Raw genomic sequence first — 12,599 nt, 5'->3', positions numbered from 1 at the left:
GCCGCCAATGATCCTCAAGCCCATCCCTACCCATGTCGTGACAGGTTTTCTCGGTGTGGGAAAAACCAGTTTTATCCAATATTTGCTCGCCCATAAGCCAGCCGATGAGACTTGGGCCGTGCTAGTAAACGAATTTGGCGAGATTGGCATAGACGGTGAGCTGCTCAAGGGTGAGGGCGGTGATGTCGCCATCAAGGAGGTGGCGGGTGGTTGTCTCTGCTGCGCCGCCGGGGTGCCGACTCAGGTGGCAGTCAATCAGCTTATCGCCAAGGCGAGGCCAGATCGTCTGTTTATCGAGCCCACTGGGCTGGGCCATCCCAAGGCTATCGTCGAGACCCTGAGCCAGGGGCATTTCAAGCAGGTGCTGTCGATGCGTGCCAGCCTCTGTCTGGTGGATCCCAGAAAACTCAAGGACCCGCGTTACCTCGAGAGCTCGCTGTTTACCGACCAGTTGCGCATCGCCGACCTTATCCTGGCGAACAAGATGGATCTGGCAAGCTCGGCTGACTTGCAGCAGCTAGAGGCCTATTTGAAGCAGCAATCCATCACGGCCGAGGTGTTGCCGGTGCAGGTGGCGCAGCTACTCTCGGAAAAAGAAACCAGTCTGTATCAATATCTTGAGAAGCACTATTTTGCGCGCCCTACCGCCTGGCGCATTAGTAAGCCTGCAACCTCGACGTTTGACTCTGGCTCCTCGCTATTAGGCAGCCGGCCCGCGATGCCCTTCGATGAGGCGGATGATGCGCGTAAACTATCGATTGATGAGCAGGGGATCTACCGCGCCAGCAATCGGCATGAGGGCCGTTATACCCTGGGCTGGGTGTTCGACTGTCGCTATGAGTTTGACTTCGAAGCCCTGGTGGCCTGGGTAAAGGCACAAGATTGTCTGCGCCTCAAGGCGGTGATGATAACAGATGAAGGGATAGCGGCCTTTAACTATGTGGACGGTCAACTAGGCGTGATGGAGCTGGATGATAGCCTGGATTCACGCCTGGAGATGATAGCCGATAAGCCGTTGTCTCAGGCCGAGATAGAGCAGGCGCTGCTCAGTCTAACTAAACGCCTGCCTATCTAAACGTCTCGCTATCTGATATCTTCGCTCTCCAATAGCCGTTTGTGTGTAGAATCAACAAATTATCAACAACCATGATAGAGAAGCTTTTCCGAAAATCATGACCGAGCATCATGCCGCGCACCAGAGTGATGAGCACTCAGATTTAGCCACAGCCCCCATCCCTAAGCTGGTGTGGCGCTATGCCATTCCCACCATACTCTCTATGGTGGTGACCGGCGTCTATGTGGCCATCGACGGCATGTTTGTCGGCCACTATCTTGGTGAGGTGGGGCTGGCGGGCATGATGCTGGCCTATCCCGTGGGGGCAATACTCTACGCCGTCGGCGCCTTGATAGGTATGGGCGCCGCCTCTCTTGTGTCGATAAATCTGGGGCTAAAAGATGTCGCCCGGGCGCGGCACTTGCTGGGTAACGCTTTCACCCTCTGTCTGCTGGCGGGCACCGGACTGGCCCTGCTGGGTACCCATTGGAGCCAGACCATACTCATCTGGCTGGGGGCCGAAGGGGAGGTGCTGACCAGCGCCGAGCAGTATCTGTTTTGGTATTTTGCCCTCGGGGTCTTTCCCGTGCTCGCCATCGCCTTTACCGCCTTGCTGCGCAACGATGGCCACCCCGGCTTCGTCACCCTGGTGCTTATCCTCTCTGGCTGCTTGAACGTGTTATTGGATTGGCTGCTGATCGTCGTGTTTCCCTATGGCCTAGCGGGCGCCGCCATCGCCACCATGATCTGTCAGGCCTTCACCGCGCTCGCCTGCCTGCAGCATTTCTTCACCAAGCGCACGCGATTGGGGATAAACTGGCAGCAGATGCGTCTGAACCTGGACCATTGCAGCAACATCCTCAGGGTCGGCGTGCCAAGCTTCTTGATGAACCTCTACCTCTCCATAGTCCTGACCCTGCATAACATGGCGTTTCTCTGGGTTGGCAGCCCCATTCATGTGGCGGCCTATGGGGTGGTGAGCTACGCCGAGGCGCTGTTCTACCTGATCTTCGAGGGGATAGCTTTTGGTACCCAGCCCCTGTTTAGCTTCAACACCGGGGCAAAGCGTTTCGACAGGGTGTTCGAGACCCTAAGGCTGGTCATCATCATGACTCTGGTGACCGCGCTGGCGGGTGTCGCCTTCATCTACTGGGCGCCAGAATATCTGGTTTATATCTTTGCTGGCGATAATCCTGAGCTGACGCCCGTGGCGATAGAGGGGATGCGTCTCTACTTCTGGGGACTGCCGTTCGAGGGACTTATTCTGGTGGGCGCCGCCTTCTTCCAGGCGATCAACCGTCCTAAGGAGGCCTCGATATTGACAGGTAGCAAGCTGGTGTTGATCGCCATGGTGCTCTATCTGTTCGCCTGGCTCTTCGGCGTCACAGGCGTCTGGATCTCCCTGGCGAGCTGCTCCTTGTTGCTGACCATCTGGATGGTTTACACTTTAACTAAGCTTTCCAAGAAGTTAACTAATCCAATGTTTTAAGTTAGTCAGGGATTTAAATTAGCCAGTGATTTAAGTTGGCCTGGATTCCTGTTACCCTAGTGGCGATTGTAGTTTCCGCGCCGCGAGTCGATACTCCGGGTGTGCCAAGGTGGGCGTATCCCGGCTGAGATTCGGCAAGGCTGTTTAAATTTATATAGGAAACTAATCGCTGGACGCCATTCTCTACATGAGAATGTTGCAGGATCACAAATAAGGATATTTGTTCACTATGAAGAAGTCATTATCAGGCCTAGCCCTGGTGTTGTGCGCGCACTTCGCTGCGCCCCTAAGTTTCGCATCGCCCTTTAGCGAAAGCTACGCCGCCTATCAGCAGGCGCTGGCCGGGCAAGATAAAGCCCAGGTGGCGCTTACCGCGGCTAAGGCCTACGAACTCGGCCAGGGCTATTTCGAATCAGACAGTATCGATCTGATCAATCTTGAGCTTAATTTGGCCACTGCGCTGCAAGATAGTGGCGAGAGCCAGGCCGCCCACGAGCATTTCAACAATGTCATTCATGTCTACCGAAAACACTTTGGCCGCGATGCCATAGAGCTTGTCGACCCCTTGATTGGCGCCGCCCAGACCATGGCCGCCTCGAGAGAGAAGGTGGATCTGTTCAAGCAGGCGATCGCCATCGCCGAGGACGCCGATAAGCCGCTGCTGGTGGCCGAGGTGAAGATGTTGACCTTTCATGGTCTGGCATCGACCCATTTCTATACCCGGGAGATACGTGACGAGGCGCTGGAAGCCTATGAGATCTATCGTCAAGAGATGCCGGCCGATGCTATGGCAAGGCTCAAAGCCACCTACTATGTCGGCATGATCAAGGCGGCGGAGAAGAAGTATGACAAAGCGGTCCCTCTGCTCGAAGAGGTGATCAAGCAGTTCTCCGTGCTCGACTTTAGCCATCCCTACAAACTGGCCGCCCATGCGCGTCTGGTGGAGATCTATGAGGCCGAAGGCGAGAGCGACAAGTCGACTCAGCATTGTGTGGCGATCGGCAGCATGAAGCCCTGGTCTGACGAACAGGAGCAGGCGCCCCTCTATCGGGAAGCGCCAAAGTACCCTATCTCCTATGCCAGAGATCGACGGGAAGGCTGGACCCAGATGTCCTTTACCGTGGATGAGCAGGGGTTTGTGCGTGACCCTGTGGTGCTGGCCTCTGAAGGGGGGCAGCAGTTTACCCGCGAGTCGCTAAAGGCCATCAAGCGCTGGCGCTACGCCCCTAAGTTTGTCGATGGTAAACCCGTACCGGCCGAGGTGAGCGTGCAGCTCGAGTACAAGGTCAACTAACAAAAAGCCCGCGATAGATGCGGGCTTTTTAATGATACTTGTGGCCTAAAACAGCTTGCTGCCCCAACCCAGTTTGTTTCGAAGCACGTGGAAGTAGTTATAACCCTTGGGGTGGATCAGTCTGAGCCGCTCCTTACTGCGCCTGACGATGATCTCATCCCCCGGCAATACAGGTAGGGTGACGTGACCATCGCAGCTCACCTCCAGGGCGTCGCCGTTGTCCGGTGACACGACCAGCTTAATGATGCTGCAGGCATCCACCACGATTGGGCGGCAGGAGAGGGTATGGGGAAACATTGGCACCAGGATCAGGGCTTCCAGATTCGGCGTCAGTATGGCGCCACCGGCAGACAGCGAGTAGGCAGTCGAGCCCGTTGGGGTGGAGACTATCATGCCGTCGGCGCGCTGGCTGTACATGAACTTGTCGTCGATATAGACCTCGAACTCGATCATGTGGGCAATCTTGCCCGGGTGGAGCACCGCCTCGTTGACCGCTGTGTTGCTCGACTTCATCTCGCCGTGTCTGTGCACCTCAGATTCCAGCAGGAACCTGTGCTCTGTCTCATACTCGCCCTGGAGCACCTTGCCCAGGGCCTCTTCGAAGGTATCCGGGGGCAGGTCGGTAAGAAAGCCCAAGTTGCCTCGGTTAACGCCAATCACGCCGATATCGAAGCGGGCCAACACCCGTGCGGCGCCGAGCATGTTACCGTCACCGCCCACCACTATGGCCAGATCGCAATACTCGCCAATCTGCAGCAGATCCACGGATTTCACCTGTGGGCCTATCTCGGCGGCCACCCGCTCTTCGACATAAACATCGTAGGACTGCATGGTCAGCCAATGATGCAGACGTTTGAGGGTCTTATGGGTCCCTGAGTGATGGGGTTTGCCGATTAAGCCGATTGAGTGAAACGCTTTGCTCATATTTCTGTTTGATCCATGCCTTAGGGCTTGAAACCTCAAATTTGATCCCCATAATATGCCCAGAGCATGCAGAAACAAAGCATTTTTAGCTGGAGTAACAATGAGCAAAGAGTCAAACAAAGCCCAAGAACCACAGATTGAAGAAACCGAAGCTGTAGCCGTTGAAACCGAGGTGGTTGAAGATGCAGCCAGTTTGATGGACGAGCTTACCCAAGCTAATTTCCGAGTTGAAGAGCTGGAGCAGGCCCTGGCCGCTGCCGAAGCTAAGGTGGAAGAGCAGAAAGATTCTGTGATCCGCGCCGCCGCCGAGGTAGAGAACGTGCGTCGCCGTGCGGCGATCGACGTCGAGAAGGCCCATAAGTTTGCCCTGGAGAAGTTTGCCAACGAGCTGCTACCTGTTATTGATAACATGGAGCGCGCGCTGCAAGGCACAAGCAGTGAAGATGAGGCCACCAAGGCTATCTACGAAGGGGTTGAATTGACCCTGAAGACCTTCACCAGCGCCGTGGCCAAGTTTGGACTGACCCAGGTCGATCCACAAGGTGAAGCCTTTAATCCGGATCATCACCAGGCGATCGGTATGCAGCCTAGCGAGGAGTTTCCGGCCAATACCGTGATGATGGTGATGCAGAAAGGTTATATGCTAAACGAGCGTCTGTTGCGTCCTGCCATGGTGATGGTGTCTCAGGGCGGCGGCAGCGTCGATACTCAGGCTTAATTGGCTTAGGCTGATTTAAGTCAGTAAAAGAAAGAAATAAAAAAGGCCTCAATATGAGGCCTTTTTTGTTCGCATAAAATGGATTTTATTTCGCCAGATAGGCGCGGATCTGTGCTTCGATGCCCGGGCCATCCAGCTGTAGCTCGGCCAGGATCTCGCCGCACTCGCCATGCTTAATAAACTCATCGGGCAGTCCGATATTGAGTACAGGCATAGGCAGCTTAAGCTGTTGTAGCAGTTCGAGTACGCCCGAGCCTGCACCGCCCATGATGGCGTTCTCTTCCACTGTTACCAGCAGATCATGGCTGGCGGCCAGCTGTTTCACCAGCTCCACATCCAGCGGCTTAACGAAGCGCATGTCTGCCAGGGTGGCATCGAGCGCCTCGGCCGCCTGACTCGCCGATGCCAGCGTGGTACCGAAGTTGAGGATGGCGATCTTCTTGCCTTCGCGCTTGATCAGGCCCTTGCCAATCTCATAGGCGGTCATGGTCTCGACCTGAGGCTCGCCGGTGGCGCTGCCACGTGGGTAACGGATCGCCGTCGGTCCCTCATTGTAACAGTAGCCTGTGTAGAGCATCTGGCGACATTCGTTCTCATCCGACGGCGCCATGATCACCATGTTAGGAATGGCACGCATATAGCTGAGATCGAAGGCGCCCTGGTGGGTCGGGCCGTCTGGGCCGACGATGCCGCCGCGGTCGATGGCGAAAATCACCGGCAATTTCTGCAGCGCCACGTCGTGGATCAGCTGATCATAACCGCGTTGCAGGAAGGTAGAGTAGATCGCCAGCACAGGCTTGTAGCCCTCACAGGCGAAACCTGCGGCGAGCGTTACCGCATGCTGCTCGGCGATGGCCGCATCGAAATACTGATTCGGGAAGCGCTGGGAGAACTCCACCATGCCTGAGCCTTCACGCATGGCCGGGGTGATCCCCAGTACCTTGTCATCCTTCTGAGCCATGTCGCACAACCAGCGACCAAACACCTGAGAAAAGGTGGGGTTAGCCGGTTTCGCAGCTGGCTTGGCAAAGGTAGATGGATCGAACTTAGGCACGGCGTGCCAGCCGATGGGGTCTTTCTCCGCCGGCTCGTAGCCGCGTCCCTTCTTGGTCATGATGTGCAGAATCTGTGGGCCGGAGAGGTTACGCATGTTGCGCAGAGTCTCGACCAGGGCGTCGACATCATGGCCATCGATAGGGCCGATATAGTTAAAGCCCAGCTCCTCAAACATGGTGCCGGGAACGACCATGCCCTTGAGATGCTCCTCGGTGCGCTTGGCCATCTCCTTGATGACGGGCATGCCTTTGAGCACCTTCTTGCTGTTCTCGCGAATGGTGGTGTAGAGACGGCCCGACATCAGCTGCGCCAGGTGGTTGTTCAGCGCGCCGACGTTCTCGGAGATCGACATCTCGTTGTCGTTGAGTACGACCAGCATGTCGTTGTGTAGATCGCCGGCGTGGTTCATGGCTTCAAACACCATGCCGCCCGTCATGGCACCGTCGCCGATGACGGCCACAACCTTACGGCCAGCCTGTTCCTTCTCGGCGGCAACGGCCATGGCCAGCGCCGCACTGATAGAGGTGCCTGAGTGACCCACGCTGAAGGTGTCATATTCGCTCTCTTCCCGCCAAGGGAAGGGGTGAATGCCGCCTTTCTGGCGTATCGTAGGCATCTTGTCTCGACGACCCGTGAGGATCTTATGGGGATAGGCCTGGTGGCCCACGTCCCAGATCAGGCGATCGAACGGGGTGTTGTAGACATAGTGCAGGGCTACCGTCAGCTCGACAGTGCCCAGGCCAGAAGCGAAGTGGCCACTGGAGATGCCTACCGACTGTAGGAGATAACTTCTGAGTTCGTCAGCAAGTTTTGGTAGCACACCCTGGGGAAGCTGTCTTAATTCATCTGGGGTGTCGGCCTGTGCCAGCACAGGGTATTTCGTAATATCCAAACTCATAGCGAGATTCTTTGGCTCTTTATTATACTCTTCGCTCTATGATGAAACGGGCGAATTCGGCAATTAACTGGCTATTGTATGGTAATTTAGCCAGCGCTGATAGGGCGTCTTCGATCAAACTTTTCGCAGTCGCTTGGGCCCCGGATAAACCGAGTAGTTTCGGATAGGTACTCTTGTTCGATTCGCAGTCCGAGCCCTGGGGCTTACCCAGCTCTTCTGTACTGGCGATGATGTCCAGCACGTCGTCTTGTACCTGGAAGGCGAGGCCGATGGCGTTGGCAAATGTTATCAGATGGCTCGCTTGCTCATCTGTGACCTTGGCAGCAATGATAGGTAATTCTACTGCACAGCGAATCAAGGCGCCGGTTTTTAATCTGTGTAACCGCTTTAGGGTCTCGAGATCTATCTGTCTGTCGGTGGCGTTAAGATCCATCGCCTGACCACCACACATGCCGCTGTAGCCAGATGCCTTGGCGAGGGCGCGTACCATGGCCAGTTGTTGGTTGGCGCTCAGCTCGCTGCCTTCCTGGCTGATGATCTCGAAGGCCAAGGTTTGCAGCGCATCGCCAGCCAGAATGGCGGTGGCCTCATTAAAGGCGATATGCACTGTCGGCTGGCCACGGCGCAGGGCGTCGTCATCCATGGCCGGGAGATCGTCGTGGATCAGCGAGTAGGCATGAATACATTCGATGGCGGCGGCGCAGGCATCTAGCCTTTCCAGTGGAACACCCAGCATCTCGCCCACGGCGTAGACCAGAAAGGGGCGGATACGTTTGCCGCCAATCAGGGCGCCGTGTTCCATGGCGGCCTTGAGTTGTGGCTCGGTATCGTCTTGTGCATTGATAAAATGGCGCAGCTGGCCGTCGACGCGCTGCTGGTATCGCGTTATCGCTTCATTTAGCAATTATTCGCCCTCTGGCAGATAGGGTTGCAAGCTGGGTTGATCGTGTTCCTGGGTCAAGATAGAGACTTTCTGTTGGGCCTGTTCGAGTTTGCCTTGGCTGTTTCTGACCAGATTGATGCCGCGCTCAAATTGTTTGAGGGCGTCATCCAGAGAGACATCGCCCTGCTCAAGGCTGGTGACGATGTTTTCTAATTCTGTGAGTGACTCTTCGAAGGTCAGGTTTTCAGGTTTTTTGGCCACGGTGATTTTCCCAAGAATTTAGCGACAGACAAAGTATCTCAGTCGACCCTAGGGGTCAAATTGCGCTGTCGTATATTTGTGCAATAGCACGCTTTAAGGAGGTTTTTTTATAAAAAATTGAATTTGTAGCTAAACTTGCGTGTAAGCTGTCCGATAATTGAATTAGAACAATACTCAATTTTGTCAGATATTATATCGTAAACTCCCGTCTGCGGTTAGGCGAATTCCCGTCTAATTGACGACTTTTGTGTCGTCGTCCAGGTCCTGGGAGATGCCTTTCATTGCAAGAGTGAGTAGAGTAGAGACCTGTCTCGAGATGATTATGGTGTTGACTGAGAGCTTGATCCCGAGATCAAGGTATTAGCAACGGCCGATACTGTAAATGAGGAAGAGTTGTGGATTTAGCGACCCTGATAGGCCTGATTGGTGCATTTGGTTTTATTATCGGAGCTATGGTCAGCAGTGGTGGTATTGCCATCTTTGTTGACGTGCCCTCTGTGCTTATCGTAATGATAGGCTCTCTGTTTGTGGTGATGATGAAGTTTAACCTCAAACAGTTCCTCGGTGCGGTCAAGATCGCCGCAAAAGCCTTTATGTTCAAGATAGATAAGCCGGACGAGTTGATCGAGCAGTCGGTCACCATGGCCGATGCCGCCCGTAAGGGGGGCTTTCTGGCCCTGGAAGAGGCGGAGATCAGCAACAGCTTCATGCAGAAGGCGGTCGACATGCTGGTGGATGGCCATGACGGCGAGGTGGTGCGCGAAGCCTTGGAGAAGGATATCGCCCTTACCGAGGAGCGCCATAAAACGGGGATCAGCATCTTCAAGGCGCTGGGTGATGTGGCGCCTGCCATGGGGATGATAGGTACCCTTATCGGTCTGGTTGCCATGCTGTCTAACATGGATGACCCTAAGTCTATCGGCCCCGCCATGGCGGTGGCCTTGTTGACTACACTCTATGGCGCTGTAATTGCCAACATGATCGCCTTGCCGATCGCCGATAAGCTCTCACTGCGCATGGGCGAGGAGATGCTCAACCGTAACCTGATCATGGATGCGGTACTCGCCATTCAAGACGGTCAAAACCCTAGGGTTATCGAGGGCTTCTTGAAGAACTATCTCTCGGAGAAACAGCGGAATATAGACACGACGGACGGGGAATAGCCAGATGGCTAAGAAGGTCAAATGCGATTGTCCGCCCGCCGGGGCGCCCATGTGGTTGGCAACCTTTGCCGACCTCATGTCGCTATTGATGTGTTTCTTCGTCCTGCTGCTCGCCTTCTCCGAGATGGATGTGATGAAGTTCAAGCAGATCGCCGGGTCGATGAAGTATGCCTTCGGTGTGCAGAACAAGGTTGAAGTCAAAGATATTCCTAAGGGCACCTCGGTGATCGCGCTGGAGTTTCGCCCCGGTAAGCCAGAACCCACTCCCATCGAGATCATTAATCAGCAAACCAATGAGATGACCGAGCCCACCATCGAGGTGCAGGCAGGTGAAGACGATAGCGCCGGTGGCGTGCAGCAGCAGCGCGGTGAGCAGCGCGGCGGCGAAGCGTCATCCACCGCTCAGGAAGAGGCGGATGCCGAGGCCCAAGCCAAGCAGGAGAAACAAGACGCCGCGTCACAGGATCAGATCAACGATCAGGTGAAGAAGATGGCCCAGGAGCTCAACAAGGAGATCGTCGATGGGGCGATCGAGATTGAGTCCTTGGGGCAGCAGATCATCATTCGGATTCGAGAGAAGGGCGCCTTCTCATCGGGCTCTGGCTTCCTACAGCCTAGGTTTAAACCGGTGATCCGCCGAGTGGGCGAGCTGCTCAAGGATGTGCCGGGGATCATTACCGTCTCCGGTCACACGGATGATATGAATATCAGCAACGAACTCTACAGCTCCAACTGGGATCTCTCCAGTAAGCGCGCTGTGGCTGTGGCCCATGAGCTGGTGCGTGTGCCGGGCTTCGACCAGCAGCGGATGAAGGTGGTGGGCATGGCCAGCACCGCGCCGTTGGTGCCAAACGATTCGGCAGCCAACCGCGCCCGTAATCGCAGGGTCGAAATTGCCATCGAGCAGGGCAAGCCGAAAGAGTCAGACGAGATTCAAGTCGAGCAGTAGCCTGTTTCTCTCTAGGTCCTAGCTCAAGGCAACCCCCTCAAGTAAGGCGTCCACACCGGTGGACGCTTTTCATTTCTACCAGCCTATCCTCAGCCACTCTCTCAGGGCTGCTCAGGGCTGGATTAATCCATCTCTGAATAAATATTGTGCACATTAAGGGGATGTGGGCAGAAAATCCCTGCCGAGTCGCTGATTTATGGGCATTTGTGCACCGGGCTTGGTATAATGGCAAGATTGCTGTTTAAAATTATTCCCGCGGAACGCCCATGAAATTTATCGTAAAACTCTTTCCTGAAATCATGATGAAAAGCAAACCGGTAAGAATGCGTTTTACCAAGATGCTTGAAACCAATATCCGAAACGTGCTGCGTAAGGTCGATGAAGAGGCCAGAGTACAGCGCCAGTGGGATAAGATCATGGTCAGGGTGCCAGAAGACAAGCCAGAGATGATTGAGCGTTATGCCGAGCGTCTCGCCTGTATTCCGGGTATCGCCCATGTGCTGCAGGTGCGTGAGAGCACCTTCGAGTCGGTGGACGATATCTACCAGCAGACGCTGGCACTCTACAAAGAGGAATTGGCCGGTAAGACTTTCTGTGTGCGGGTAAAGCGTAGCGGTAAGCATGAGTTCAACTCTATCGAGGTAGAGCGCTACGTGGGCGGTGGACTCAACCAGTTTACCGAGGCGGCCGGTGTCAGGTTGAAGAACCCCGACATGACGGTGAACCTTGAGATAGACAACGAACATCTCTATCTGGTGGAGAAACGCATCGACGGCTTGGGCGGTTTCCCTATGGCGACTCAGGAAGATGTGCTGTCGCTGATCTCGGGAGGTTTCGACTCTGGCGTCTCCAGCTTCCAGTTTATCAAGCGCGGCTCTCGTACCCATTACTGCTTCTTTAACCTAGGCGGCGACCAACACGAGATAGGTGTGAAGCAGGTGGCCTATCATCTGTGGCAGAAGTATGGCGAGTCTCACAAGGTGAAATTTATCTCTGTGCCATTCGATCCTGTGGTGCAGGAGATCCTGGAGAAGATAGATAACGGCCAGATGGGCGTTATCCTCAAGCGCATGATGATGCGCGCCGCCAGCCGTATCGCCGAGAAAATGGGCATTCAGGCGCTGGTGACGGGGGAGGCGATGGGGCAGGTGTCCAGCCAGACTCTGACTAACCTGAATGTGATCGACCGCAGCACAGATATGCTGATTCTGCGTCCGCTGATCGTGATGGATAAGCAAGACATCATCAACATGAGCCGCGAGATCGGCACCGAAGACTTTGCCAAGTCGATCCCTGAATATTGCGGCGTGATCTCACAGAAGCCGACAGTGAAGGCTGTGATGGGTAAGATCCTCGCCGAGGAGGAGAAGTTCTCCGAAGACTTGATCGACCGCGTGGTGGAAGCCGCTGAGGTGATCGATATTCGCGATATCGCCGTCAGCATGGATACCAAGATCACCGAGACTGAAACCGTCGATGCGGTATCCGGTGGTGAGGTTGTGGTTGATATCCGCTCGCCAGAAGAGGAGGAGCAGAGCCCGCTTAGCCTTAACGGCATCGAGGTGAAGTGTATTCCTTTCTTCAAGTTGGCGACCCAGTTTGCCGATCTCGATAAAGAGAAGACCTATCTGCTCTACTGCGACAGAGGCGTCATGAGCAAGCTACAGGCGCTTTATCTGCAAGAGCAGGGCTATCACAATGTGAAGGTCTATCGTCCCGCTTAAGCGCTTTAAGCGGCCTTTTATAGAAAACCATGCATTAGAGAGCCAAGCATTCGAGAGAAAGGCTGCCAGAGGGCGGCCTTTTTTATGGGATGTTTCTATGGAGAGCTTCCACGCTTAGATCTATAAAACCTTGGATCTGTTTAGCTTCTGACGTAACGTATCTGGCGAGTCACTCTCGCCTTTACT

At 54.9% G+C, this 12,599-nt stretch carries 11 protein-coding genes; 7 read left to right on the top strand and 4 right to left on the bottom strand.

From position 1 onward, the window contains the following. The first annotated feature begins 7 nt into the window (after window positions 1–7). From K0I63_RS14350 to K0I63_RS14340, 3 genes are all read left to right on the top strand, one after another. Window positions 8–1,075: a CobW family GTP-binding protein gene (locus tag K0I63_RS14350; RefSeq protein ID WP_220081472.1), complete on the top strand. Its 1,068-nt coding sequence runs from the start codon at window positions 8–10 to the stop codon at window positions 1,073–1,075. A gap of 97 nt (window positions 1,076–1,172) precedes the next feature. After that, a complete protein-coding gene (locus K0I63_RS14345; RefSeq protein ID WP_220081471.1) occupies window positions 1,173–2,543 on the top strand; it encodes an MATE family efflux transporter in 1,371 nt (456 codons plus the stop codon). 229 nt (window positions 2,544–2,772) lie between these two features. Next, on the top strand, window positions 2,773–3,837 hold the full coding sequence (locus K0I63_RS14340) for a TonB family protein (RefSeq protein WP_220081470.1): 1,065 nt from the start codon (window positions 2,773–2,775) through the stop codon (window positions 3,835–3,837). Between the two features lie 45 nt (window positions 3,838–3,882). Here K0I63_RS14340 and nadK read toward each other — a convergent pair whose 3' ends face one another. Then, window positions 3,883–4,761: an NAD(+) kinase gene (gene nadK, locus K0I63_RS14335; RefSeq protein ID WP_011866570.1), complete on the bottom strand. Its 879-nt coding sequence runs from the start codon at window positions 4,759–4,761 to the stop codon at window positions 3,883–3,885. A gap of 100 nt (window positions 4,762–4,861) precedes the next feature. On the opposite strand from nadK, the gene grpE reads away from it, so the two are divergent. Then, the gene (gene grpE / locus K0I63_RS14330; RefSeq protein ID WP_220071991.1) at window positions 4,862–5,479 is read left to right on the top strand and encodes a nucleotide exchange factor GrpE; all 618 of its coding nucleotides are present in this window, start codon (window positions 4,862–4,864) and stop codon (window positions 5,477–5,479) included. A gap of 85 nt (window positions 5,480–5,564) precedes the next feature. On the opposite strand, the gene dxs is transcribed toward grpE, so the two are convergent. Genes dxs through xseB form a run of 3 tightly spaced genes read right to left on the bottom strand, consistent with a single transcriptional unit; the run spans window position 5,565 to window position 8,577 of the window. Then, window positions 5,565–7,433: a 1-deoxy-D-xylulose-5-phosphate synthase gene (dxs, locus tag K0I63_RS14325; protein ID WP_220071990.1), complete on the bottom strand. Its 1,869-nt coding sequence runs from the start codon at window positions 7,431–7,433 to the stop codon at window positions 5,565–5,567. Between the two features lie 22 nt (window positions 7,434–7,455). Further along, window positions 7,456–8,337 carry a (2E,6E)-farnesyl diphosphate synthase gene (gene ispA / locus K0I63_RS14320; RefSeq protein WP_220081469.1) on the bottom strand — a complete coding sequence of 294 codons (882 nt, stop codon included), beginning with the start codon at window positions 8,335–8,337 and terminating at the stop codon, window positions 7,456–7,458. Then, on the bottom strand, window positions 8,338–8,577 hold the full coding sequence (gene xseB, locus K0I63_RS14315; RefSeq protein ID WP_220081468.1) for an exodeoxyribonuclease VII small subunit: 240 nt from the start codon (window positions 8,575–8,577) through the stop codon (window positions 8,338–8,340). It abuts the gene before it with no gap. A gap of 395 nt (window positions 8,578–8,972) precedes the next feature. Between xseB and pomA the strand changes: the two genes are divergently transcribed. The 3 genes from pomA to thiI all read left to right on the top strand — a co-directional run bounded on the left by pomA (window position 8,973) and on the right by thiI (window position 12,413). Then, a complete protein-coding gene (gene pomA, locus K0I63_RS14310; RefSeq protein WP_220043035.1) occupies window positions 8,973–9,740 on the top strand; it encodes a flagellar motor protein PomA in 768 nt (255 codons plus the stop codon). Window positions 9,741–9,744: 4 nt separating this feature from the next. Next, a complete protein-coding gene (locus K0I63_RS14305) occupies window positions 9,745–10,689 on the top strand; it encodes a flagellar motor protein MotB (RefSeq protein ID WP_220043034.1) in 945 nt (314 codons plus the stop codon). A gap of 266 nt (window positions 10,690–10,955) precedes the next feature. Beyond that, window positions 10,956–12,413, top strand: a complete 1,458-nt coding sequence (thiI, locus tag K0I63_RS14300; protein WP_011866563.1) for a tRNA uracil 4-sulfurtransferase ThiI — start codon at window positions 10,956–10,958, stop codon at window positions 12,411–12,413. Window positions 12,414–12,599 lie beyond the last annotated feature (186 nt).

Origin of the sequence: Shewanella rhizosphaerae (genome assembly GCF_019457655.1) — a bacterium.
In the GTDB taxonomy this organism is placed as follows: domain Bacteria; phylum Pseudomonadota; class Gammaproteobacteria; order Enterobacterales; family Shewanellaceae; genus Shewanella; species Shewanella loihica.
Note: the sequence above shows the minus strand (reverse complement) of the source record. Positions and strands in the feature narration are given on the sequence as shown.